Here is a 23311-nt window from a genome sequence, read left to right on the forward strand (position 1 = left end):
CTATCGTCACGGGGGGCGGCACAACCGCCCCTTTTTCTTTTTCCTTTTGTTCTTCACGACAGCACCACAGGAGACCCCATGGCTTCATCGATTCTTGCGCGCCGGCATTTTCTGGGAGCGGCCCTGGGCGCCGTGGCCACGGCCGGATGCAACGGCGAGGTGTCCTGGGGCGATCCCATCGATCCGCCCGTGACGGACCGCGTCAAGCGTGCGCTCGATCAACTCGACGGCCAGGTGCGCGCGCAGATGCGGCGCACGGGCGTGCCCGGCGTGGCCGTGGCGGTCGTGCATGAAGGGCGCCTGGTCTATGCCCAGGGCATGGGCGTGCGCCGTCTGGGCTCGTCGCTGGCCGTGGATGCGGACACGGTGTTCCAGCTCGCCTCCGTCTCCAAGTCCGTGGGCGCCACCGTGGTGGCGCAGCAGGTGGGCCAGCGCCGCGTGTCCTGGGACACGCGCGTGCAGCAGGGTCTGCCCTGGTGGACGCTGGAGGATGCCGACGCGGCCCAGCGCATCACCGTGGGCGACATGTATGCCCACCGCTCGGGCCTGCCCGGCCAGGCCGGCGATGCGCTGGAGGAGCTGGGCTACAGCCAGCGCCAGATCCTGGAGCGCCTGCACTACCTGCCGCTGCGGCCCGTGGGCACCCAGTACGCCTACAGCAACTTCGGCCTGACCACGGGTGCCGAGGCGGTGGCCGCCATCGCGGGCCAGTCCTGGGCCGCGCTGTCGCAGCAGGCCGTCTACGGCCCGCTGGGCATGACGCAGACCAGCTCGCTGTTTGCAGATTTCGAGGCGCGCGCCAACCGCGCGGCCGGCCACCTGCGCGTCAATGGCGTGTGGCAGACGGGGCCGGTGCGCCGGCCCGATGCGCAGTCGGCCGCCGGCGGCGTCAGCTCCACGGTGCGCGACATGGCGCGCTGGATGACCATGCTGCTGGACGAGGGCCGCTTCGAGGGCCGCCAGGTGGTCGATGCGCAGGCGCTGCGCACGGCGCTGTCGCCGCAGATGCTGCAGTCGCCGGCCGGCAACGGCGAGCCTGCGCGCTACTACGGCTTCGGCTTCAACGTGGGCGTGTCCGAGGCGGGGCGCACCACCTACAGCCACTCGGGTGCCTTCGGCACGGGCAGCGCGACCAGCTTCACCGTCATGCCCGAGCTCAAGCTGGGCATCGTGGTGCTGACCAACGGCATGCCCATCGGCGTGCCCGAGATCGTGGTCTCGCAGTTCCTGGACCAGGTCGAATGGGGCCGCCAGCGCCAGGACTGGGAGAGCATCTGGACCAAGCGGCTGGCACCCATCATGCAGCCGCACGGCGAGCTGGCAGGCAAGACCCGGCCCCCTTTCCCCCGACCGCCCCGGCCGCTGGGCGCCTATGTGGGCAGCTACGCCAACCGCTTCTACGGGCCGGCCCAGGTCAGCCTGCAGACGGGTGGCGGTGGACTGCAGGTCAGCCTGGGTTCGCAGCGCATGCTGCTCAGCCACTGGGATGGCGAGGTCTTCAGCTTCGTGCCCGAGGGCGATTCGCCGGGCAGCCTGTCCAAGGCCACGTTCGACGGCAACCAGCTCACGCTGGAGTATTTCGACGATGTGCTGACCCCGGCCGGCGTCAGTGCGGGGATAGGGCGCTTTTCGCGCTGAGGGTGGCCTGCTCCGTGCCGTCGTGCAGGTGATCGCCGGGCACGGGCAGCCAGGCGGCCAGCACGGTGGCACCGGGCTCCGAATCCATGTCCAGATGGCCGCCCAGGCGCTGCAGGCGCGCCTGCATGCTGCGCAGGCCCACGCCCATGCCGGCCTGCTGCACGGCGGACACGTCAAAGCCTGCGCCGTCGTCGGTGATGCGCAGCATCAGCCAATGCGGCTCGGGCCACTGCAGCTGCACCTGCACGCACTGGGCGCGGCTGTGCTTGATCACATTGACCAGCGCTTCCTCCAGCACGCGCGTCAGCGCCAGGCACTGCAGCGCACCGGGCGGCTGCGGCCAGGCGGCCGGCACCTGCCAGTCGGACTGCATGTCCAGCGCGTCGAACAGGCTGGCAAAGCGGTGGCGCAGCGGCGCGATCCAGGCCTGGGGCGTGTCCGGCACGGTGACGGAGACGCTGGTGCCGCTGTCGATCATCTGGCGCAGGTCGTCGCGCAGCAGCTTGAGCACGGACAGGAACTGGCGGTTGTGCATGGGGGTGCCCGCCTGCTCCACCATGGCGATGGAGCGCACCAGGGAGCCGCCCAGGCTGTCGTGCAGGTCGTGCGCCAGCTGCATCCGTTCCTGCAGCCGCGAGTGGCTGAGCGCCAGCGCATGCTCGCGCGCCAGCGTGCCGCCGAGCTCGTCGCAGGCACGCGCCACGCTGTCGGTCAGCTCCTGGTTGAACTGTTCGATGCGGCGCATGCTGAGCACGAACTGCCGGCCCAGCACCATGGACAGGGCCAGCATGGTCAGCGGCGCGGTATAGGGCATCCAGGGCGTGGCGGGGCCAATCACCTTCTTGAGCGCCAGCATGTCGTGCAGGCCCGCACACAGGAAGACCAGCAGGCAGGCCGCGTAGACCAGGTGGCCCGGCTCGCGCGTGCGCCAGGCGTGCAGCGGAAAGTGCAGCGACACGGCCACGCAGATGCCGAAGTACACCAGGCCGATGTGCAGCACGCCGTCCACCAGCGACCAGGGCGCGAAGATGGCGGCGGCCATGCCGGCCAGCGTCAGCACCCACAGCAGCTTTTCCAGCCGGGGCAGGTGCAGTTTTCCGAAGCGCCAGGTGAACAGGCAAAAGCTCTGGCCGAACAGCAAAAAGACCAGCAAATTGCCGCGTGCCACGGCCAGGGTGTCGGGGAAGGGCCAGGCCTCGGTGGCCAGGATATTGGCCAGGAACAGCGCCCAGCAGAAGGCATTGAGCGCGTACCAGCCAAAGGCCTTGCTGGCGCGCCGCTGCAGCCAGGCAAATGCGAACAGCACGCCCAGCACCAGCGAGACCACGATGTTCATGGCAAACAGCGTGCGCTGGTTCCACCAGGTCTGCGCGTGCCACTGGCGCAGCGCCTCGGGCTCGCCCAGGCGCACCTCGCCCAGGCCCGGCGTCTGCTCGGCCAGGCCATGGACGCGTATCCACACGCTGTTGGTGCCCGCATGCAGGGCGGATTCGGGCAGCAGCCAAAAGCGCGGCATGTTCCAGCTGCGCGACAGGGGCTCGACCAGGTGCCGGTCGCGCCACAGCAGGTCGCCGTTCACGAAGACCTCGCCGGCCATGACCATGGAGTGCAGGGCCAGCGCCACGGGATCGGCGGCGACGGGAGTTGTGGCAAAAGCGGCAGCGGGGTGAGGGCAGCCGCGCTGCCAGTCGATGCGGTACCAGACGGCGCCGCTGTAGCCGGGCCAGCGGTCCAGCCAGTGGTCGGGCAGGGTCACGTTGTGCCAGTCGCGTACCGTGCTGACGATGGGCGGCGGTCCCAGGCCTGCGGCCTTGGCGGACTGGATGGACAGGATCTGCAGCAGGCAGGCCTGGGCCAGGGCGCAGGGACTGCACAGGAGGACCGCCAGGCCCAGTGCCTGGCACCGCACCGGGCCGAACCACCGGCGCCACCCGCCCATGGCCGTCAGCCCAGCAGTCCGCGCACGCGTGCCGTGTTGACGGCGCGCGTGCGCGAGGACACGGCCAGCTTGCGGTAGATGTGCTTGATGTGGCATTCCACCGTGTAGCGCGACAGGTGCAGCTGCTCGGCGATCTCGCGGTTGGTCAGGCCATCGGCCACCAGGCGCAGGATCTGGCTTTCGCGCGCGCTCAGCGTGGACTCGGTGCCGCTGCTCTCCGGCGTGGCCGGTGCCGCGCCCTGCAGCTCGGCGATCACGCGGCGCGCGATGAAGGGGTCGATGGGGGCGCCGCCGCGCAGCACGCTGCGGATGGACAGCGACACTTCCAGGTCGTCGCGCTCCTTGAGCACATAGCCGGTGGCGCCTGCGCGCAGCGCCGCGAGGATGGCGTCCTCCGTGCTCCAGGCCGAGATCACCAGGATGCCCACGGCCGGGTCTGCGCTGCGCATCTCGGCGATCAGGTCGATGCCGCTGCCGTCGGGCAGGCCCAGGTCCACCAGGGCCAGGGCCACGGGCTCGGCCAGGCAGGCGCGGGCCTGGGCCAGGGAGCCGGCGAACAGCAGGGCATCGGGCGTGTAGCCCAGCTGGCCCAGCACGGACTGCAGCCGCTGGCGGATCAGCGGCTCGTCCTCCACCACCAGCACCGGGGCCGGAAGCGTGGACTCTGGGACAAGCAGGTGGGCGGGCATGGAAAGGGCGTGCGCAGCGGCGGGCGTAAAAAGGGGCAGGATGGCCGCCCGACTGTGGGCGAAGCCCGCATCTTTGCATATCCCTGAAAACTGGTAATCGCGGGGGCGCGCGCCGCTGCGCCGTCCATAATTCCGGCCCGGGCCGCACGGGCGGACCCTGGCAACGACATCTACCGAAAGGACGCCGCCGCATGGCACGCGTACGTGACCCTGCTGGCTACGATGGCCAGCGTGAAATGATCCTCTCCCACGCCGCCCAGCTGTTCGCGCAGCGCGGCTATGCGGGCACCTCCATGAACGAGGTGGCTGCGGCCTGCGGCGTCTCCAAGGCCACGCTCTACCACTATGTGCTCGACAAGCACGACCTGGCCGTGCGCATTGCCGAAGAGCATGTGCTGCGCCTCGAAGCCCTGGTCAACGACACCCTGCAGGCCCATGCCGATCCCGAGCAGCGCCTGCATGCGCTGATCCGCGGCTTCGGCCAGGAGTACGCCCAGGCCCAGAATGCCCACCGCGTGCTGACCGAGGACGTGCGCTTCCTGCGCGAGCAAGACCAGCAGCGCATCCTGGACGTGGAGCGCCGCGTGGTCGCGGCCTTTGCACAGACCATTGCCCAGGTGCGCGGCGAGCCCGCCGACAGCGCCCTGGGCAAGCCCCTGGCCATGCTGCTGTTCGGCATGATCAACTGGACCTTCACCTGGCTCAAGCCGGGCGGCACGCTGGACCATGACGCCATTGGCACCATGGTGTCCCAGCTGTTCTTCGGCGGCGTGCGCGCGGTCAGCGTGCCGGACGGCAAGAAGCCGCGCAAGGCCCGCCAGGCCTAGGCTCGGCCCGGTCCCTTACCACCGGCGCTGCACGACCACGAAGCGGTCGGCCACGAAGGCCAGCGTGGTGTAGCTGGCATTAGCCGCGGGATTGCCGCCCGTGGCGTGGAAGTCGGAAAAACCGGCCGACTGGTTGACCATCACGCCCTGCGTGAGGTTGATGGACAGGGCCACGCGCGAGCGCAGCGCCGAGGCCGCCACGGCATCGACGAAGGCCGCATCCGTGGAGTACAGGCCCAGCGTCATCGCGCCATGCGCGCGCACGCTGCGCTCGGCCAGCTCGCGCGCGGCCTGGGCCGAGGGCATGGCCACCAGGTAGGAGACCGGGCCGAAGCATTCGCGCTCGTAGATGGCGGCGTCCGCCACGTCCAGCGCGCGCAGCGCGGGCGTGCGCACCTCGGCCTGCGGGTATTCGGGATGGGTGAGCTTTTGCGAGGCGCGCACGGCGCGGCCCACGGTGGCAGCCTGTTCCACGCGCTCCACGGTCTGCGCAGAGCCTATGGCGCCCAGCACGGTGAAGGCCACCTTGGGATCGGCCAGCAGCTGGTCGATGGCGGCGGCCAGATCGGCGCCGACCTGCTCGAAGCTCTTGTGGCCCTGGTCAGTCTCTATGCCGCCGGCCGGAACCAGCAGGTTCTGCGTGGTGGTGCACATCTGGCCGCTGTACAGCGACAGTGACAGGGCCAGATTGCGCAGCATGCCTGCGTAGGCATCGGTGGACTCGATCACCACCAGGTTCACGCCGGCCATCTCGGCATACAGGCGTGCCTGCGGCGCATGCGCCTGCAGCCACTGGCCGAAGGCATTGCCGCCCGTGAAGTCGATGGAGGCCACGGCCGCATGCGTGGCCAGGGCCTGGGTCAATTCGGGCTTGTCGCTCACGGCCAGGGTCACGAGGTTGGGGTCCAGGCCCTGCTCGGTCAGCACATCGCGCAGCACGCTCACGGTGAGCGCGGCCGGCAGCACGGCGTTGGGGTGGGGCTTGACGATCACGGGGTTGCCCGTGGCCAGCGCGGCGAACAGGCCCGGGTAGGTGTTCCAGGTCGGGAAGGTGGCGCAGCCGATGACCAGGGCCACGCCACGCCCCACGATCTCGAAGCGCTTGTGCAGCACGGCGGGCGCATGCTTGCCCTGGGGCTTTTCCCAGACGGCCTCGGCAGGCACGTCGGCCATGGCCTTCCAGGCCACGGCAATGGCTTCCAGGGCGCGGTCCTGGGCATGGGGGCCGCCGGCCTGGAAGGCCATCATCGCGCCCTGGCCCGTGGTCAGCATCACGGCATGCGCGATCTCGAAGCTGCGCTGGTGGATGCGCGTCAGCGCCTCCAGCAGCACGCCGGTGCGGCCCTGGGGTCCGAGCGCCTGCCATGCGGGCTCGGCCGCCTGGGCGGCATCCACCAGCGCCTGGGCATCGCACTCGGGGTAGCGGATGTCCAGGGCCACGCCATAGGGCGATTGCTCGGTGGCCACGCGGGCGCGTTCACCGGGCTGGCGCAGCGGATAGTCCTTGCCGAACAGCGCCTGCACGGCGGCGTGGCCCTGGGCCTGGGCGGTCTCGCCATACACCTTGGGCGAAGGCGCTTCGGGAAAGGGCGACCAGTGGCCCCGGCGGGACAGGGCCTGCAGCGCGTCGTCGAGCAGGGGGCGGTGGCGTTCGTAGAGGGCGTGGGCGGGCATGGGATGTCTCCTGGGTTGGAATGTGGTGTCGCTATCAGGGTTAGTACCGGACAACAAGCCTTGTTGCTCAAGAAAGCTGCATCTTATAATCCTACCGTCCGGTCGGTCAATTATTCCGAACCCCTTGCCTCACGACGCCAGAACCCCGATGAACAAAGACCTGCGCCCCGCCCCCGGCGAACTCGACCCCATCGAAACCGCCAGCCGCGACGAGATCGCCTCGTTGCAGCTGCAGCGCCTGCGCTGGTCGCTGCAGCATGCCTACGACCATGTGCCGTATTACCGCCGCGCGTTCGACGAGAAGGGCGTGCACCCCTCCGATCTGCGCACGCTGTCCGACCTGGCCCGCTTTCCCTTCACCACCAAGAAGGACCTGCGCGAGAACTATCCGTTCGGCATGTTCGCCGTGCCGCGCCAGAAGGTGGCGCGCGTGCATGCCTCCTCGGGGACCACGGGCAAGCCCACCGTGGTGGGCTACACGTTGAATGACATCGACAACTGGGCGAACCTGGTGGCGCGCTCCATCCGCGCGGCGGGCGGGCGGCCCGGCGACATGGTGCATGTGGCCTACGGCTACGGCCTGTTCACGGGCGGGCTGGGCGCGCACTACGGTGCCGAGCGCGCGGGCTGCACGGTGGTGCCCATGTCGGGCGGGCAGACCGAAAAGCAGGTGCAGCTGATCCAGGATTTCCGGCCCGACATCATCATGGTCACGCCCAGCTACATGCAGGTGATCGTGGAGGAGATGCAGCGCCAGGGGATGGACCCGCGCGAGAGCTCTTTGCGGATCGGCATCTTCGGCGCCGAGCCCTGGACCGAGGCCATGCGCCGCGAGATCGAGGGCAAGGCGGGGCTGGACGCCGTGGACATCTACGGCCTGTCCGAAGTCATGGGCCCGGGCGTGGCCAGCGAATGCGTGGAGAGCAAGGACGGGCCGGTGATCTGGGAAGACCATTTCTATCCCGAGATCATCGACCCGGACACGGGCGAGGTGCTGCCCGACGGCAGCGAGGGGGAGCTGGTCTTCACGTCGCTGTCCAAGGAAGCCATGCCCATCATTCGTTACCGCACGCGGGACCTGACGCGGCTGCTGGCGCCGACTTCGCGCAGCTTCCGGCGCATGGGCAAGATCGTGGGGCGCAGCGACGACATGATGATCATCCGCGGCGTCAACGTCTTTCCGACCCAGATCGAGGAAATCGTGCTGGCCAATGCCAGCCTCACGGGCCTGTACCAGATGCACATCAGCCGTGAAGGCCTGCTGGACACCGTCGAGGTGCACTGCGAGCTGCAGCCGCAGCGGCGCGGCCTGGGCGATGCCGAGCGCGGCGAGATCGCGCAGTGGGTGCAGCAGCGCATCAAGACCCTGGTGGGCATTTCCACGGCGGTGCGCGTCTTCGATCCCGACACCATCGAGCGCACGCAGACCGGCAAGGCCCGGCGCGTGTACGACAAGCGGCCGCGTTGAGGCACCGCCGGCCGTCGTCAACCATTTCATTCAAGGAGATCGCACATGTACACCCAGGCCATGGACACCATGGGCAAGGAAGCGGGCGATGGCGGCAAGGCCGTGCGCTCGGCCGACGAAATGCGCCTGCAGCAGCGCTTTGACGAGCGCATCGATGCCGGCGAATTCATCGAGGCCAAGGACTGGATGCCCGACAACTACCGCAAGACGCTGCTGCGCCAGATCAGCCAGCATGCGCACAGCGAGATCGTCGGCATGCTGCCCGAGGGCAACTGGATCAGCCGCGCGCCCACGCTCAAGCGCAAGGCCATCCTGCTGGCCAAGGTGCAGGACGAGGGCGGCCATGGCCTGTACCTCTACGCGGCCGCCGAGACGCTGGGCAGCAGCCGCGACCAGATGCTGCACGCGCTGCACACGGGCAAGGCCAAGTACAGCTCCATCTTCAACTACCCCACGCTGACCTGGGCCGACATGGGCACCATCGGCTGGCTGGTGGATGGCGCGGCCATCATGAACCAGGTGCCCATCTGCCGCTGCTCCTATGCGCCCTACGCGCGCGCCATGGTGCGCATCTGCCGCGAGGAGAGCTTTCACCAGCGCCAGGGCTACGAGGCGCTGCTGACCATGATGCAGCAGGGCACCGAGGCGCAGAAGGCCATGGTGCAGGACGCCGTCAACCGCTGGTGGTGGCCGTCCATCATGATGTTCGGCCCGCCCGACGACCAGTCGCCCAACAGCGCGCAGTCCATGCGCTGGGGCATCAAGCGCATCTCCAACGACGCGCTGCGCCAGAAGTTCATCGACGCCACGGTGGACCAGGCCAAGGTGCTGGGCGTGACCCTGCCCGACCCCGACCTGAAATGGAACGAGGCCCGCCAGGCCCATGACCATGGCCCCATCGACTGGGACGAGTTCTGGCGCGTGATCGCCGGAGACGGCCCCTGCAACCGCGAGCGCTTGGGCGCACGCGTCAAGGCCTGGGACGAAGGCGCCTGGGTGCGCGAGGCCGCCCTGGCCCATGCCCGCAAGCAGACACAGAGAAACCAGACCCGCAAGGAGGCCGCATGACCGCCGCCGAACAGAACATCACCAACGAATGGCCGCTGTGGGAAGTCTTCGTCCGCAGCAAGGCCGGCCTGGACCACAAGCACTGCGGCAGCCTGCATGCGGCCGACCCGCAGATGGCGCTGCAGATGGCGCGCGATGTCTACACGCGGCGCCAGGAGGGCGTGAGCGTCTGGGTGGTGCGCTCGGACCAGATCGTGGCCAGCGACCCCGGCGACAAGGACATGTTCTTCGACCCGGCCCAGGACAAGGTCTACCGCCATCCGACCTTCTACCAGCTGCCGCCCTCGGTGGACCACATGTGAGCGGGGAGCTGCCATGACCGCCTCCGCCTCCTCCATCGCCATCGACGCCCGCCCCGAGGTGCAGTACCTGCTGCGCCTGGGCGATACCTGCCTGATCCTGGCCCAGCGCCTGGGCCAGTGGTGCGGCCACGCGCCCATCCTCGAAGAGGACATCGCCATGACCAACATGGCGCTGGACCTGGTCGGCCAGGCGCGCGCGCTGCTCACGCGCGCCGGCCAGCTCGAAGGCCGCGCGCACGACGAGGACCAGCTCGCCTTTCTGCGCGACGAGCGCGACTACTTCAACGCCACGCTGGCCGAGCTGCCGCGCGGCGACTTCGCCTTCACCGTGCTGCGCAACGCCATGGCTGCCACCTGGCTGCGCCTGATGTGGGAGCGTCTGGTGCACTCCAGCGACGCCGAGCTGGCCGCCATCGCCGCCAAGGCGCTCAAGGAGGCGCGCTACCACGAGCAGCACGCGGGCGACTGGGTGGTGCGCCTGGGCGACGGCACCGAGGAATCGCGCCAGCGCATGGAGGCGGCGCTGGCCCAGCTGTGGCGCTATGCGGCTGAGCTGTTCACCGACGACGCCACGGACGCCGCCGCACGCGCCAGCGGCCTGGGCCCGGCCTGGTCCGAGCTGCGCGAGCCCTGGCAGGCCGAAATGGCCGCCCTGCTGCAGGAGGCCACGCTGGACATGCCGGCCGAATCCGCCTTCCGCAGCACGGGCCGCAACGGCGTTCACAGCGAGCACATGGGCTTCATCCTGGCCGAGATGCAGCACCTGCAGCGCGCCTATCCGGGCGGGGTGTGGTGATGGCTGCCGCACGGCTGGTGGCCGTCACATCCGCCTCGGCCGAGCGCGAGCGTCTGGCCTGGGCCGCGCTGCAGGACGTGCCCGACCCCGAGGTGCCCGTGATCTCGGTCTGCGAGCTGGGCATCGTGCGCGAGGTCCATGCCCTGCCCGAAGGCCAGGGCATGGAGATCGTGCTCACGCCCACCTACTCGGGCTGCCCGGCCACCGAGGTCATCGAGCGCAGCGTGCTCGATGCCATCGAGGCCGCAGGCCTGGGCCCCGCGCGCGCCGTGCTGCGCCGCGCCCCGGCCTGGACCACGGACTGGATCAGCGACGACGGCCGGCGCAAGCTGCGCGAGTACGGCATCGCGCCGCCCGGGCGCTGTGGCGACTCCGGCCTGCCGGAAGGCACCTCGCCCATCCGCCTGGTGCGCCGCCGCCAGGGCATTGCCGTGCCCGAGCCCGTTGCCTGCCCGCACTGCGGCAGCGTGCACACCGAGCGGCTGTCGGCCTTCGGCTCCACGGCCTGCAAGGCCCTGCACCGCTGCCTGGACTGCCGCGAACCCTTCGAACACTTCAAGCCGATATGACCACGACCACGATGTTCCACCCGCTGCGCGTGCGCAGCATTGCGCCCGACACGGCCGAGGCCGTGGTCGTCTCCTTCGACGTGCCGCCCGCGCTGCGCGAGGTCTTCGGCTTCACCCAGGGCCAGTACCTGACGCTGCGCCACCAGATCGACGGCCAGGACCTGCGCCGAAGCTACTCCATCTGCGCAGGCGTGGATGACGGCGAGCTGCGCGTGGGCGTGCGCAAGGTGCGCGGCGGCCAGTTCTCCAACTGGATCAACGAGCATCTGCGCCCCGGCGACACGCTGCAGGTCATGGCGCCCCAGGGCCGCTTCTTCGTGCCCATCGAGCCCGGGGCCGCGCGCCACCATGTGGGCATCGCCGGCGGCAGCGGCATCACGCCCATCCTGTCCATCATGAAGACCGTGCTGGCGCGCGAGCCCGCCAGCCGCTTCACGCTGATCTACGGCAACCGCCAGCTGCAGTCCACCATGTTCAAGGAGGAGATCGAGGACCTCAAGAACCGCTACATGTCGCGGCTGTCGCTGCAGCATGTGTTCTCGGACGAGCACACCGACCTGCCGCTGAACATGGGTGTGATGGACCGAGCCAAGATCGCCGAATTCCTGCAGGGCGTGGTGCCGGCCGCGCACATCGACCATGTCTACATCTGCGGACCCTTCCAGATGAACGACGAGGCCGAGGCCGCCCTGCTGGCCGCCGGCGTGCCCGAGGAGCGCATCCACATCGAGCGCTTCGGCGTGGCCCTGCCGGCCGCAGGCCAGGGCACGGTGGGCGCCGTGGTGCACGAGGCCCAGCCCGGCGACGCCGCCACCGCCCGCATCACCCTGGTGCGCGACGGCCTCTCGCGCGAGATCCCCTTCACGCGCGGCCAGGCCAGCATCCTGGACGCGGCCTCCTCGGCCGGGCTGGAAGTGCCCTATTCCTGCACCTCGGGCGTCTGCGGCACCTGCCGCGCCAAGGTGGTCGAGGGCGAGGTGCGCATGGAGCGCAACTTCGCCCTCGACAAGAACGAGGTCGCCTGCGGCTTTGTCCTGACCTGCCAGGCGCATCCGCTGACCGAGCGCGTGGTGCTGTCGTTCGATGAGCGGTGAGGGCGCCTGCGTTCTGGCGCAGGGCAGGAAGACTCAGGGAAACAGTGTCGAAAGCATGTGCTTTGGCACTGGCAGCCCATCAGATGCTTCGATGAAATGCAGACCCTTGGATGCGGGCTGTATGGACTGAAACGCGGAAGGAAAGCGCGGCAGCTGCACATGGTGCTTGCTCTTGCATTCCTCGCAGGCGTGGAACTGCGGCTGGAAGACTTTGTTTTTATGGCTTCCCACGGGACCGTTGGCGTCCCAGACGGCCAGCGATGCCTCGGTGGAAACCGGCTTGCACAGATTCTTCCAGTCCAGTGCCCCGTGCACGACCATGTAGAAGCCAATCAGGTTGGAAACCAGGTCTTCCTGGCTGAATCCACTGTCTGTGAGGAGCGACATGGATGCCTGCAGGCTCTCGAAGCCCATGGAAACCTCCATGAATATGGCCAGGGCCACGGAGCGCTTCGCTGAAAGAGACAGGCCTTTCTTGACGAGATAGAACTTGGCAAATTCCTGGGTCAGGCCAAAGCGGCCCATGGATTGCTTGTATTGAATCAGATGGCTGTCGGAGTGACCGGGAATCCCGATGCCGCGCTCATGCAGTATGTCTTTCCAGAGATAGGCCGCACTGGCGTAGCGATTGCGATGGCTCTCGACCGATTGGAGGTGGCCCAGGTCAATCCATCCGCAGTTGCAGGTATAGATGAGTCTTCGGGGTATGTGGGATCTGCTGGACATGTTCAGTCGTAATGGGTGAGCGTGACCTTGCACAGGCCTGTTGCGATTGCCTGGGTGACCGCCAGTACGGCAACTTCGCCGGCCGATGACGCGTATTGCGCGTATTGGACAAGGCGCTCTCCCTCGGGGACAAACGATGCGGCGGCATTTCCGGCTTCGATGGATCTCTGGTGGAAATCCTTCTGGCGCAGGTAGCTGGTGAGGGCCGCAGTGGCCTCGGTGATGTCCTTGGCGCTGGTCTCGAAGGTCATCTCGGACTGCGGGGGCTTGTTGCCATCACCGACGGAGCCGAAGTAGGTGGGCTGCGCCATCGTCCCTGTCGCTGGCGCATTGCGTATCAGGGAAGAGATGCCTACGTAATATCTGAGCGATCCCCGCTCAGGCGAGTAGTCCTCCTGGGAGATGAGAAACCCATACACGGCCAACCAGGATGCGGATGCGGCAAAGACCAGGAGGACAAGGCCCAAGATAACGGATCTGAGTCGCATGGAAGAGATGGAACGGGTTCGGGGAGGTGACAGCGGTCCAGATCCTAAATGAGCGGGCTGGAATCTTTATTTCAAAAGAGTAACTCTTTGAAATAGAGAATTTTCTGAATGACCCATTCGATATTTGACGGATTTCTCTTTGCGAAAGAGCAGACCGCGTCTGCCCCAGGAAAGCAAGCGGTCTGCCAGCGCAGGGAAACCATGCCCGGGGCAGGTTTCCTACTCGATGCCGATATCCAGCCGCGACACCAGTGCCCGGCCGTGTTCGTTCAGGCCCGTCACCTCGACCGTGCTGCCGTGCTTGCGCAGGCGCTGGCAGACCTTATCCAGCGCATTGACGGCCGTGATGTCCCAGAAATGGGCGTTGGTCAGTTCGATGCGCACGGGCCGGCCTTCGATGTCCCGCACGTCGAAGGCATCGACCAGCTGATCGGCCGAGGCAAAGAAGACCTGGCCCGAGACGCGGTAGGTCAGGCCTGCGCCGTCCTGCGTCTTCTCGACGGACAGCAGCCTTGAGACCTTGAAGGTGAAGAACACCCCGCTGAGCAGCACGCCGACGCCCACGCCGGCGGCCAGGTTGTCCGTGGCCACGGTGACCACCACGGTGGCCAGCATCACGGCGCTGGACAGCTTGGGGTGCCTGAGCAGGGCGCGGGCCGATCCCCAGTCCAGCGTGGAGGCCGACACCATCACCATGATGGCCACCAGCGCCGCCACCGGCACCTGCGACACCCAGGGCTTGAGCAGCACCATCAGGATGAGCAGGAAGGCGCCCGCGAACAGCGTGGACAGCCGGCCCCGGCCGCCGTAGCGCACATTGCCCACGGTCTGGCCGATCATGGCGCAGCCGGCAATGCCGCCGAACAGGCTGGCCGCGATGTTGGCCACGCCGATGCCGCTGCACTCGCGGTTCTTGGAGCTGGGCGTGTCCGTGAGTTCATCGACCACGCTGGCCGTCATCATGGACTCCAGCAATCCCACCATGGCGATCGCCAGCGCGGGCAGGGCGATCAGGCGCAGCGTCTCCAGCGACCACGGCACCTGCGGCAGCCCGAAGCTGGGCAGGCCGTCCGGCAGCAGGCCCAGGTCGGCCACCGTCTTCAGGGGCAGGTCCAGCCAATGCGCCGCCACCGTCAGCACCACGATGCAGACCAGGGGCGAGGGCACGGCCGTGGTCAGCCGGGGCAGGCCGTAGATGATCAGCAGGCCGGCGCCCACCATGGCCCAGGTGGCGGCATTGGCGCCGATCAGGTGCGGCATCTGGGCCGAGAAGATCAGGATGGCCAGCGCATTGACGAACCCCGTGCGCACCGAGCCCGACACATAGCCCATCAGCACGCCCAGGCGCAGCAGGCCGAACAGGATCTGCACGGCTCCCGCAAGAATGCCGGCCGCAAAAAGGTATTGCACGCCATGCGCATGCACCAGCGGAGCGGCCACCAGGGCGACCGAGCCCGCTGCCGCCGACACCATGGCCGGGCGCGCGCCGGTGAAGGCGATGACGATGCTGATGATGAAGGAGGCGAACAGGCCGACGGCAGGATCGACGCCAGCCACGAAGGAGAAGGCGATGACCTCGGGGATCAGCGCAAAGGTGGCCACGGCGCCGGCCATGAGCTCGCGCGGAATGCTGGGCGCCCACTCGGCGCGAAAGGGATGCGGGTGTTTCGACATGGAAATGGCCAGCCCCGCCGCGCTGGATGTGACAGGGCGGGGCAGGATTTTGTAGACGGGAATGAACATGCCGGGCGTCGGGCGATGCCCGAAACAACCTGGCGGCTTGTACGGTTCGGCCGTGCTACGGCGGCGCCAGGCGGGTGCAGCCCGAGCGCCGGCTCTGCGAGCCGCGCGCGATGCGGGCCAGCGTGAAGCTGTGAAGGCGTGCGGCATCGCGGCTGCGCGCTTGGCGAGCCTCGGGTTGACGGTGCCGGTGGACTGAAATCACGGGCGCGATTGTACGAGGGGGTGCTGCCTGCCGCGGGATGGACCCCTGGCCGCAATCAGTCGTAGTGCGCCATGGTGGCGCGGTAGCGCACAGGGCCTTGCTCGGCCGACGAGGCCTGCACCACTTCCACGTAGACGACTTGGCCCGAAGCCGCCGTGTACCTGGCATGGCGAACGCGCCGCCCCATGCCGTAGGAGGGGCCGGGCGTTTCGTCGTCCGCACTCCGGGAATAGCCTTTGCCGAGCAGGTAGGCATCGAAGGCGTGCGTGGCGGGGCCAATGCTTGCGAACTCCACGTCATAGGACACCAGGCCGTGTGGCGGCTTGTTGCCGTCGCCCACGGTGCCGAAGTACTCCGCCTTGCCCAGCGCGCCCACCAGCGGCGCATGGCGCACCAGGGACGAGATGCCGATGTAGTAGGTGAAGCTGCCGGGCTCGGGCGTGTAGTCCTCCTGCGAGATCAGGCACAGGGCTGCAGCCAGCCAGCCGAACACGGCCAGCGGCAGGCACAGGACAAGACTCCACAACAGGGTTCTGGCACGCGGCAGGAGCATGGGATTTGTCGTCGGGCGCCTGGAAAAACAAAACCCGCTTTCCGGGGAAAGCGGGTCTGGATGCTCAAGAACCTTGATGGTCCGAATCAAAACGGAATGTCGTCATCCATGTCGTCAAAGCCCGAGGCTGCGCGCTGCGGCGGGGGAGCCATGGGTGCGGGAGCGGGGCGCTGGGCAGGGGCCTGGCGCGGTGCGGGCGCTGCCATGGGGGCAGGGGCCGGGCGGCGCTGTTGCTGCTGGGGAGGGGCGTCGTAGCCGCTGTCGCCATAGCCTTCATCGCCATAGCCGCCGCCTTGCTGGCCACCGCCGCCGCCTTGGCGGCTGCCCAGCATCTGCATGGTGTCGGCGCGGATTTCGGTGGCGTAGCGTTCCTGGCCGGAGGCCTGATCGGTCCACTTGCGCGTGCGCAGGCTGCCTTCGACATAGACCTGGCTGCCCTTGCGCAGGTACTGGCCCACGATTTCGGCCAGGCGGCCGTTGAAGACCACGCGGTGCCACTCGGTGGCTTCCTTGTTCTCGCCCGTGTTCTTGTCGCGCCAGCGGTCGGTGGTGGCGATGGTCACGTTGGCCACCTGATCGCCACTCGGGAAGGTGCGCATTTCGGGGTCGCGCCCGAGGTTGCCGACGATGATGACCTTGTTGACGGATGCCATGAGTGAAATACCTTTACAGAGAGAAGTGGCCCGGGCATAGAAGGATGGATCCCGGGCCAGACGCGCCATTGTGCCGCAAGCCGTCCGCCGTTGGCAGGGGGCGGATATGCCGGTGCAGCGGCTGGCTGCAGCAGTTTGTAACCGTCGGAAAACTGCCGTTCAGCCGTGGCGGCCCACGGGGCGCAGCGGCCAGGTGACGACCAGCCACAGCACGGCCAGGACGCTCGTCAGGGTGAACAGGCCCGGCATGCCGGCCCATTTGGCGACGGCGCCGCCCAGCGCGCCGCCTGCGAACAGGCCCAGCGATTGCAGCGTGTTGTAGGCGCCCAGCGCCGCGCCGCGCAGCGGAGCCGGCGCCATGCGCGAGACCAAGCTGGGCTGGGTGGCCTCCAGCGCGTTGAAGCCGCAGAAGAACACGAACATCAGCACGGCCATGGCCCACAGCGGCGGCTGCGTGCCGCCGGCCGCCAGCAGGCCCAGGCCGATCTGCACGAGGGTGATCAGGGCGATGGCGCCCAGCAGGGCCGCGCGCAGGCGCCCGCGCCGCTCCATGGCGAACAGGCCGCCCATGGCGGCGAAGGACAGCACCACGGCCGGCAGGTAGACATGCCAGTGCGCCTGCTTGTCCAGGCCTGCCTGCACCAGCATGGCGGGCACGGCCACCCACATGGACATCTGCACGGTGTGCAGCACGAAGACGCCCAGGTTCAGGCGCACCAGGTCGCCATGGCGCCACAGCTCGGCCATGCGGCCGCGCGGCTGGTCGGCGTGGCGCGCGGGCTCGGGCGGGACGACCCAGAGCACGACGGCAATGCCCGCCAGCGCCAGGGCGCAGGTCAGGCCGAAGATGCCGGGCAGCCCGCCCCATGCCGCCAGCAGGGGACTGAGCACCAGGGCCAGCGCGAACATGAGGCCGATGCTGCCGCCCACCATGGCCATGGCCTTGGTGCGCACGCTGTCGCGCGTGAGGTCGGCCAGCAGCGCGGTCACGGCGGCGGAGACGGCGCCCGCGCCCTGCAGGCCCCGGCCCCACATCAGGCCCAGCAGCGAGTCGGCCGTGGCCGCCAGCAGGCTGCCCGCAGCAAAGACCAGCAGCCCGGCGACGATGACGCGCTTGCGCCCGAAGCGGTCCGAAGCCAGGCCCAGCGGCAGCTGGAACACGGCCTGGGTGAGCCCGTACAGGCCCATGGCCAGGCCGATCATGGCCGGATCATCCCCGCCCGGGTATTTGCGGGCCTCCAGCGCGAACACCGGCAGCACCAGGAACAGGCCCAGCATGCGCAGCGCAAAGATCAGCGCCAGGCTGGCGCTGGATCGGCGTTCCTGCGAGGTCATGCGGCCCGATGCGGCCGAGGAGGGGGCTGGCGCCTGGGCGCCGTGGACGGGTGTGGGGGAATCGAGCACGGGGTGCACTGTTGTGGGGGCAAGCAATCCGCCATTCTCGCCCATAGGCCGGCGCTGCGGGGTGGCTGGGTTATGCAAGGCAGTGCAAGACAGTTTTGTGAAGGGGCGCCGCAGAAGGCCCAGCCGCCCCGCAGACCGAGCCGCCATGCGGTGGCACGGGTTCTGACCTATCATGGCGGGTTCGCCTTCGCAGGGGTTTTCCCGATGCCTGGTTCCCACACGATTTCCGAAGACGGCGGCCTGGACCGGGCCGCCGACTCCCGCTCCCAGCCCGACGGCCGCTACCTCGGCCAGGCGCTGGCGCAGTCACGCATCGCCATCCGCGGTGCGCGCACGCACAACCTCAAGAACATCGACCTGGACATTCCGCGCAACCGGCTGGTGGTGATCACCGGGCTGTCGGGCTCGGGCAAGTCCAGCCTGGCCTTCGACACCCTGTACGCCGAGGGCCAGCGCCGCTATGTGGAGAGCCTGTCGGCCTATGCGCGCCAGTTCCTGGGGCGGCTGGACAAGCCCGATGTGGACCTGATCGAGGGCCTGTCGCCCGCCATCAGCATCGAGCAGAAGGCCACCAGCCACAACCCGCGCTCCACCGTGGGCACGGTGACCGAGATCAACGACTACCTGCGCCTGCTGTTCGCACGCGCCGGCACGCCCTACTGCCCCGACCACAACCTGCCGCTGCAGTCCCAGACCATCAGCCAGATGGTGGATGCGGCCCTGGCCCTGCCCGAGGACACGCGCCTCATGGTGCTGGGGCCGCTGGCGCGCAACAAGAAGGGCGAGTTCGCCGAGCTGTTCGCGCAGATGCAGGCCCAGGGCTATGTGCGCTTTCGCATCGACGGCAAGATCCACGAGTCCCATTCCCTGCCCGCGCTGGAGAAGAACGAGCGCCACGACATCGACGTGGTGATCGACCGCCTCAAGGTGCGCGCCGACGCCCAGCAGCGCCTGGCCGAGAGCTTCGAGGCCGCCCTGCGCGCGGGCGGCGCCGACGCCGGCGGCCGCGTGATCGCCCTGGAGATGGACAGCGGCAAGGAACACCTCTTCAGCGCCAAGTTCGCCTGCCCGCTGTGCAGCTATTCGCTGCCCGAGCTGGAGCCGCGCCTGTTCTCGTTCAACTCGCCCATGGGCGCCTGCCCGGGCTGCGACGGCCTGGGCTGCACGGAGTCCTTCGATCCCGAGCGCGTGGTGGCCTTTCCCACGCTGAGCCTGGCCAGCGGCGCCGTCAAGGGCTGGGACCGGCGCAACGGCTACTACTTCTCCATGCTGGAGAGCGTGGCGCGCCACTATGGCGCCGATGTGGAGCTGCCCTTCGAGGAGCTGCCCGAGAAGGTGCGCAACGTGATGCTGTGGGGCTCGGGCGAGGAGGAAATGCCCTTCACCTATGTCTTCGACAGCGGCGCGCGCAAGGGCGAGACCCTGGTCAAGAGCCATCCCTTCGAGGGCATCATCCCCAACATCACGCGGCGCTGGCGCGAGACCGAGTCCAGCGTGGTGCGCGACGACCTGGCGCGGCTGCGCAGCGTCGCCGTCTGCCCCGACTGCGGCGGCACGCGGCTGCGCCGCGAGGCGCGCTTCGTGCGCATCGGCGAGGGCGAGCAGGCCCGCGCCATCTACGAGGTGGGCCATGCCACGCTGGCCGAGGCCCATGCCTGGTGCGCGTCCCTGCAGCTGTCGGGCGCCAAGGCGGAGATCGCGGGCAAGGTGGTGCGCGAGATCGCCTCGCGCCTGCTGTTCCTCAACGACGTGGGCCTGAGCTACCTGAGCCTGGAGCGCGGGGCCGACACGCTGTCCGGCGGCGAGGCCCAGCGCATCCGCCTGGCCAGCCAGATCGGCAGCGGCCTGACGGGCGTGATGTATGTGCTGGACGAGCCCAGCATCGGATTGCACCAGCGCGACAACGACAAGCTCATCGGCACGCTGCAGCACCTGCGCGACATCGGCAACAGCGTCATCGTGGTCGAGCACGACGAGGACATGATGCGCGCGGCCGACCAGATCATCGACCTGGGGCCGGGCGCGGGCGTGCATGGCGGCCGCGTCATGGCCCAGGGCAGCTACGAAGAGGTGCGCGCCAACCCCGATTCGCCCACGGGCCGCTACCTGGCGGGCACCCAGCGCATCGAAGTGCCTGCGCGGCGCACGCCCTGGCAGCCCGTGGTCGAGGCGCCGGCCGAGGGCGAGGTCCGGTCTCCTGCCAAGGGCTTCCCCGCACGCACGGGCCAGCATCCGGCCGAGGCCGGCGCGGCTGCGCCGCAACTGCAGGCCCTGCGCGTGGTGGGGGCACGCGGCCACAACCTCAAGGGCGTGACGGCGGACTTTCCCGTGGGCCTGCTGACCTGCGTGACCGGCGTCTCGGGCTCGGGCAAGAGCACCCTGGTCAACGACACGCTCTATACCGAGGCCGCGCGCCAGATCCACCGTGCCGGCGGCGAGGCCGCGCCGCACGACGACATCATCGGCATGGGCTATTTCGACAAGGTCATCAATGTGGACCAGTCGCCCATAGGCCGCACGCCGCGCAGCAACCCGGCCACCTACACGGGCCTGTTCACGCCCATCCGCGACCTGATGGCCGAGACCAACACCGCCAAGGAGCGCGGCTACGGCCCCGGGCGCTTCTCCTTCAACGTGGCCGGCGGCCGCTGCGAGGCCTGCCAGGGCGACGGCGTGGTCAAGGTGGAGATGCACTTCCTGCCCGATGTCTACGTGCCCTGCGACATCTGCAACGGCCAGCGCTACAACCGCGAGACGCTGGAGGTGCAGTGGAAGGGCCGCAACATCTCCCAGATCCTGGAGATGACGGTGGAGGACGCCCATGCCTTCTTCAAGGACGTGCCCACCATCGCCCGCAAGCTGCAGACCCTGCTGGACGTGGGCCTGTCCTATATCCGGCTGGGCCAGAGCGCGACCACGCTGTCGGGCGGCGAGGCGCAGCGCGTCAAGCTGGCCCAGGAGCTGTCCAAGCGCGACACGGGGCGCACGCTCTACATCCTGGACGAGCCCACGACGGGCCTGCACTTCGCCGACATCGCCCTGCTGCTCAAGGTGCTGCAGCAGCTGCGCGATGCGGGCAACACCATCGTGGTCATCGAACACAACCTGGACGTGATCAAGACGGCCGACTGGATCATCGACATGGGCCCCGAAGGCGGCTCGGGCGGCGGCCAGGTGGTGGCCACGGGCACGCCCGAGGACGTGGCGGCCAACCCGGCCAGCCATACGGGGCGCTACCTGCGGCCCTATCTGGAGGCAGCGTCGGTGTCGGCTCCTGCAGCGGCCAAGGCTGGTCGCCGGAAAGCACAGTGAGGCCGGCCATGGACAGCAGCATCCTTGATTTCGTGGTGGTGGGCGCGGGCATGGCCGGTGCCTCGGTGGCCTGGCAGCTGGCGCGCGATGGCGGCGCCTCGGTGCTGGTGCTGGAGCGCGAATCCCAGCCCGGCTACCACAGCACGGGCCGCTCGGCCGCGCTGTATGAGGAGCACTATGGCCCGCTGCAAGTCCAGGCGCTGACGCGCGCCAGCCGCGCCTTCTACGAGCAGCCGCCGCAAGGCTTTGTGCAGGCGCCCATCCTGGCGCCGCGCGGCGTGCTCTATGTGGGCACGGCCGCGCAGAAGGACCTGCTCGATGCCGCCCATGCCGAGGCGCTCCTGCACTCGCCCCAGGCGCGGCGCCTGGGCCCCGATGAACTCAAGGCCCTGGTGCCCTGCCTGAACACCACGCTGCTGGTCGATGGCTTTGCGGACGACGGCGCGCGCGACATCGACGTGCATGGCCTGCACCAGGGATTCCTGCGCGGCCTGCGCCAGTGCGGCGGCGAGCTGCGCTGCAGCGCCGAGGTCCGTGCGCTGGCGCATGCCGCAGGTGTCTGGACCGTGGACCTGGCCGACGGCAGCCAGGTGCGCGCGCGCTGCGTGGTCAACGCGGCCGGCGCCTGGGCCGATGCGCTGGGCGCACTGGCGGGCGCAGCGCCCATCGGCCTGGTGCCCAAGCGGCGCAGTGCCTTCACCTTTGCCGTGCCCGACGGCATGGACGCCGCGCACTGGCCCGCCGTGATCAGCGCCGACGAGGGCTTTTACTTCAAGCCCGATGCAGGCCAGCTGCTGGGCTCGCCCGCCAACGCCGACCCCGTGGCGCCGCAGGACGTGGCGCCCGAGGAGCTGGACGTGGCCACGGGCATCTGGCGCATCGAGGAAGTGACCACGCTGCAGATCCGCCGCCCCTCCCACACCTGGGCCGGGCTGCGCAGCTTTGTGGCCGATGGCGAGATGGCCGTGGGCTGGGATGCCTCGCCTGCGCCGCTGCCGGGCTTTTTCTGGGTGGCCGCCCAGGGCGGCTACGGCATACAGAGCGCCTTCGGCTACAGCCTGCTGGCGCGCAACCTGCTGCGCGGCGAGCCGCTGGATGCGCGCCTGGCCGCGCAGGGCGTGCAGCCTGAACGGCTGTCGCCTGCGCGCTGCCAGCGCGGCTGAGGTTCGGTTGAAGCGTGCCGCTCAGAGCGGCGAGCGCCGCGCAAAGCGCACCACGGTCACGCCCGCACGCGCCTGGCGCACCGAGGGCATGACCAGCACGCAGTCGCCATAGGGCGTGATCACCGGCTCGCCATCGTTGTCGCCGATCACCGTGCCGGCCTTCTCGAAACGCTCCAGCCCCGTGAACGGCGCCGTGAAGCGAAAGCCGCTGCTCTTGGCCACCACGGGCGCCGTGACTTCCAGCGCCCACTGGGCCGGTGCGTCGGCCTGCTTCCAGCCGGGCAGGGCGGCGTGCAACGCGCCGTTGTCGAAGATGGCGGCCACTTCGAGGAAACGCAGGCATTGGTCGTGCGCCACGTCGCGGCTGGCCAGATCGCCGTGGAAGCCGCATTCGATCAGCAGCGAGCGCGAGTCGCCGGCCTCGGCGTCGGGCAGGCCGAAGCGCCCGTAGTCGCGCAGCCGCGTGCCGTCCTTGTGGCCGGCATCCACGACGATGTTCGCCGGCGCACCCATCTGGCGTGCCAGATCGCGGTTGCGCGGCTGCATGCCGGTCAGCAGCAGCGGGGCCGAGGGCTCGTGCATGGAATGCAGGTCCAGCAGCCAGTCGGCCTGCTGCACGAAGGGGCGCAGCGCGGCGGCGCGGCGGCGTTCGCGGGTGCTGCCCTCGTCGATGCGTGCGTCTATCCACTGGCGGTTCATGTCCTCGTCCACGAAGCGCGAGGCATCGTGGCTGGCCGCGTCGAAGCGGTCGAAGGCATCGAGGTTGGCCAGCACCAGGGTCAGGCGGCCGTTGTCCAGCGCCAGGCCGTTGTGCAGGGCCTGAAGCAGCCCGGACACGGCCCAGGCGCCGCAGATCTCGTTGCCGTGCACCAGCGCGGAAATCATCACGTGGCGGCCCGGGCGTCCCGAGTCGAATTGCCACACGCCCTCGGTACCGGTATTGCCTGCGCGCCAGGCGCTCAGGTCGGGCAGGGGAAGGTCAAATCGCAAAGCGTCCATGGCT

20 protein-coding genes are annotated in these 23311 nt (G+C 69.0%); 10 read left to right on the top strand and 10 right to left on the bottom strand.

The genetic code is table 11. The features are described from left to right. Nucleotides 1-78 precede the first annotated feature (78 nt). Nucleotides 79-1638, top strand: coding sequence for a serine hydrolase (locus ACN20X_RS03870; protein WP_209799389.1), 1560 nt, complete (start codon nucleotides 79-81; stop codon nucleotides 1636-1638). Here ACN20X_RS03870 and ACN20X_RS03875 read toward each other — a convergent pair. Together ACN20X_RS03875 and ACN20X_RS03880 are read right to left on the bottom strand one after the other, a co-directional pair. Continuing rightward, complete coding sequence (locus ACN20X_RS03875; RefSeq protein ID WP_473210303.1) at nucleotides 1607-3577, bottom strand: sensor histidine kinase; 1971 nt, start codon at nucleotides 3575-3577, stop codon at nucleotides 1607-1609. The genes ACN20X_RS03870 and ACN20X_RS03875 overlap by 32 nt on opposite strands. 5 nt (nucleotides 3578-3582) lie before the next feature. Further along, the gene (locus ACN20X_RS03880) at nucleotides 3583-4266 is read right to left on the bottom strand and encodes a LuxR C-terminal-related transcriptional regulator (RefSeq protein ID WP_013804635.1); all 684 of its coding nucleotides are present in this window, start codon (nucleotides 4264-4266) and stop codon (nucleotides 3583-3585) included. Nucleotides 4267-4457: 191 nt separating this feature from the next. Between ACN20X_RS03880 and ACN20X_RS03885 the strand changes: the two genes are divergently transcribed. Further along, a complete protein-coding gene (locus tag ACN20X_RS03885; protein ID WP_209799385.1) occupies nucleotides 4458-5093 on the top strand; it encodes a TetR/AcrR family transcriptional regulator in 636 nt (211 codons plus the stop codon). 15 nt (nucleotides 5094-5108) lie between these two features. Here ACN20X_RS03885 and paaN read toward each other — a convergent pair whose 3' ends face one another. Then, entirely contained in the window at nucleotides 5109-6767 is a 1659-nt protein-coding gene (gene paaN / locus ACN20X_RS03890; protein WP_473210304.1) for a phenylacetic acid degradation protein PaaN, read from the bottom strand. Between the two features lie 148 nt (nucleotides 6768-6915). On the opposite strand from paaN, the gene paaK reads away from it, so the two are divergent. The 6 genes from paaK to paaE are packed head-to-tail and all read left to right on the top strand — an operon-like array spanning nucleotide 6916 to nucleotide 12064. Then, the gene (gene paaK / locus ACN20X_RS03895) at nucleotides 6916-8235 is read left to right on the top strand and encodes a phenylacetate--CoA ligase PaaK (RefSeq protein ID WP_473210305.1); all 1320 of its coding nucleotides are present in this window, start codon (nucleotides 6916-6918) and stop codon (nucleotides 8233-8235) included. Between the two features lie 45 nt (nucleotides 8236-8280). Beyond that, complete coding sequence (paaA, locus tag ACN20X_RS03900) at nucleotides 8281-9303, top strand: 1,2-phenylacetyl-CoA epoxidase subunit PaaA (RefSeq protein WP_012202742.1); 1023 nt, start codon at nucleotides 8281-8283, stop codon at nucleotides 9301-9303. Beyond that, nucleotides 9300-9605, top strand: coding sequence for a 1,2-phenylacetyl-CoA epoxidase subunit PaaB (gene paaB / locus ACN20X_RS03905; protein WP_461608784.1), 306 nt, complete (start codon nucleotides 9300-9302; stop codon nucleotides 9603-9605). The genes paaA and paaB overlap by 4 nt, the downstream gene beginning before the upstream one ends. Nucleotides 9606-9618: 13 nt before the next feature. Further along, nucleotides 9619-10401: a 1,2-phenylacetyl-CoA epoxidase subunit PaaC gene (gene paaC / locus ACN20X_RS03910; protein ID WP_016454265.1), complete on the top strand. Its 783-nt coding sequence runs from the start codon at nucleotides 9619-9621 to the stop codon at nucleotides 10399-10401. Continuing rightward, nucleotides 10401-10970 carry a 1,2-phenylacetyl-CoA epoxidase subunit PaaD gene (gene paaD, locus ACN20X_RS03915; protein WP_473210306.1) on the top strand — a complete coding sequence of 190 codons (570 nt, stop codon included), beginning with the start codon at nucleotides 10401-10403 and terminating at the stop codon, nucleotides 10968-10970. Before paaC ends, paaD begins: the two co-directional genes overlap by 1 nt. Further along, entirely contained in the window at nucleotides 10967-12064 is a 1098-nt protein-coding gene (gene paaE / locus ACN20X_RS03920; RefSeq protein ID WP_016449341.1) for a 1,2-phenylacetyl-CoA epoxidase subunit PaaE, read from the top strand. The genes paaD and paaE overlap by 4 nt, the downstream gene beginning before the upstream one ends. A 33-nt stretch (nucleotides 12065-12097) precedes the next feature. On the opposite strand, the gene ACN20X_RS03925 is transcribed toward paaE, so the two are convergent. The 6 genes from ACN20X_RS03925 to ACN20X_RS03950 form a co-directional block, all read right to left on the bottom strand. Beyond that, nucleotides 12098-12790, bottom strand: coding sequence for a hypothetical protein (locus ACN20X_RS03925; RefSeq protein ID WP_016449342.1), 693 nt, complete (start codon nucleotides 12788-12790; stop codon nucleotides 12098-12100). A gap of 2 nt (nucleotides 12791-12792) precedes the next feature. Further along, the gene (locus ACN20X_RS03930) at nucleotides 12793-13101 is read right to left on the bottom strand and encodes a hypothetical protein (RefSeq protein ID WP_227469571.1); all 309 of its coding nucleotides are present in this window, start codon (nucleotides 13099-13101) and stop codon (nucleotides 12793-12795) included. Between the two features lie 396 nt (nucleotides 13102-13497). After that, nucleotides 13498-14952 carry a SulP family inorganic anion transporter gene (locus tag ACN20X_RS03935; protein WP_413540522.1) on the bottom strand — a complete coding sequence of 485 codons (1455 nt, stop codon included), beginning with the start codon at nucleotides 14950-14952 and terminating at the stop codon, nucleotides 13498-13500. A gap of 326 nt (nucleotides 14953-15278) precedes the next feature. After that, the gene (locus tag ACN20X_RS03940) at nucleotides 15279-15776 is read right to left on the bottom strand and encodes a hypothetical protein (RefSeq protein WP_016449345.1); all 498 of its coding nucleotides are present in this window, start codon (nucleotides 15774-15776) and stop codon (nucleotides 15279-15281) included. A gap of 86 nt (nucleotides 15777-15862) precedes the next feature. Next, nucleotides 15863-16429 (bottom strand): single-stranded DNA-binding protein, encoded by a 567-nt coding sequence (ssb, locus tag ACN20X_RS03945; RefSeq protein ID WP_016449346.1) that lies wholly within the window; start codon nucleotides 16427-16429, stop codon nucleotides 15863-15865. 159 nt (nucleotides 16430-16588) lie between these two features. Beyond that, nucleotides 16589-17764 (bottom strand): MFS transporter, encoded by a 1176-nt coding sequence (locus ACN20X_RS03950; protein ID WP_034348262.1) that lies wholly within the window; start codon nucleotides 17762-17764, stop codon nucleotides 16589-16591. 273 nt (nucleotides 17765-18037) lie between these two features. On the opposite strand from ACN20X_RS03950, the gene uvrA reads away from it, so the two are divergent. After that, a complete protein-coding gene (uvrA, locus tag ACN20X_RS03955) occupies nucleotides 18038-21145 on the top strand; it encodes an excinuclease ABC subunit UvrA (RefSeq protein ID WP_016449348.1) in 3108 nt (1035 codons plus the stop codon). A gap of 8 nt (nucleotides 21146-21153) precedes the next feature. After that, on the top strand, nucleotides 21154-22308 hold the full coding sequence (locus ACN20X_RS03960) for an NAD(P)/FAD-dependent oxidoreductase (protein WP_473210307.1): 1155 nt from the start codon (nucleotides 21154-21156) through the stop codon (nucleotides 22306-22308). Nucleotides 22309-22329: 21 nt separating this feature from the next. Here the strand turns inward: ACN20X_RS03960 and ACN20X_RS03965 are convergent, their stop codons facing one another. Beyond that, complete coding sequence (locus ACN20X_RS03965; protein ID WP_016454260.1) at nucleotides 22330-23307, bottom strand: M14 family metallopeptidase; 978 nt, start codon at nucleotides 23305-23307, stop codon at nucleotides 22330-22332. Nucleotides 23308-23311 lie beyond the last annotated feature (4 nt).

It is taken from the genome of Delftia sp. PX-1 (assembly GCF_055797465.1).

Bases quoted from the DNA above. Each gene is read 5' to 3' on its own strand.
- ACN20X_RS03870 (WP_209799389.1), top strand. From the start codon at position 79: ATGGCTTCATCGATTCTTGCGCGCCGGCATTTTCTGGGAGCGGCCCTG.
- ACN20X_RS03875 (WP_473210303.1), bottom strand. From the start codon at position 3,577: ATGGGCGGGTGGCGCCGGTGGTTCGGCCCGGTGCGGTGCCAGGCACTG.
- ACN20X_RS03880 (WP_013804635.1), bottom strand. From the start codon at position 4,266: ATGCCCGCCCACCTGCTTGTCCCAGAGTCCACGCTTCCGGCCCCGGTG.
- ACN20X_RS03885 (WP_209799385.1), top strand. From the start codon at position 4,458: ATGGCACGCGTACGTGACCCTGCTGGCTACGATGGCCAGCGTGAAATG.
- paaN (WP_473210304.1), bottom strand. From the start codon at position 6,767: ATGCCCGCCCACGCCCTCTACGAACGCCACCGCCCCCTGCTCGACGAC.
- paaK (WP_473210305.1), top strand. From the start codon at position 6,916: ATGAACAAAGACCTGCGCCCCGCCCCCGGCGAACTCGACCCCATCGAA.
- paaA (WP_012202742.1), top strand. From the start codon at position 8,281: ATGTACACCCAGGCCATGGACACCATGGGCAAGGAAGCGGGCGATGGC.
- paaB (WP_461608784.1), top strand. From the start codon at position 9,300: ATGACCGCCGCCGAACAGAACATCACCAACGAATGGCCGCTGTGGGAA.
- paaC (WP_016454265.1), top strand. From the start codon at position 9,619: ATGACCGCCTCCGCCTCCTCCATCGCCATCGACGCCCGCCCCGAGGTG.
- paaD (WP_473210306.1), top strand. From the start codon at position 10,401: ATGGCTGCCGCACGGCTGGTGGCCGTCACATCCGCCTCGGCCGAGCGC.
- paaE (WP_016449341.1), top strand. From the start codon at position 10,967: ATGACCACGACCACGATGTTCCACCCGCTGCGCGTGCGCAGCATTGCG.
- ACN20X_RS03925 (WP_016449342.1), bottom strand. From the start codon at position 12,790: ATGTCCAGCAGATCCCACATACCCCGAAGACTCATCTATACCTGCAAC.
- ACN20X_RS03930 (WP_227469571.1), bottom strand. From the start codon at position 13,101: ATGGCGCAGCCCACCTACTTCGGCTCCGTCGGTGATGGCAACAAGCCC.
- ACN20X_RS03935 (WP_413540522.1), bottom strand. From the start codon at position 14,952: ATGTCGAAACACCCGCATCCCTTTCGCGCCGAGTGGGCGCCCAGCATT.
- ACN20X_RS03940 (WP_016449345.1), bottom strand. From the start codon at position 15,776: ATGCTCCTGCCGCGTGCCAGAACCCTGTTGTGGAGTCTTGTCCTGTGC.
- ssb (WP_016449346.1), bottom strand. From the start codon at position 16,429: ATGGCATCCGTCAACAAGGTCATCATCGTCGGCAACCTCGGGCGCGAC.
- ACN20X_RS03950 (WP_034348262.1), bottom strand. From the start codon at position 17,764: ATGACCTCGCAGGAACGCCGATCCAGCGCCAGCCTGGCGCTGATCTTT.
- uvrA (WP_016449348.1), top strand. From the start codon at position 18,038: ATGCCTGGTTCCCACACGATTTCCGAAGACGGCGGCCTGGACCGGGCC.
- ACN20X_RS03960 (WP_473210307.1), top strand. From the start codon at position 21,154: ATGGACAGCAGCATCCTTGATTTCGTGGTGGTGGGCGCGGGCATGGCC.
- ACN20X_RS03965 (WP_016454260.1), bottom strand. From the start codon at position 23,307: ATGGACGCTTTGCGATTTGACCTTCCCCTGCCCGACCTGAGCGCCTGG.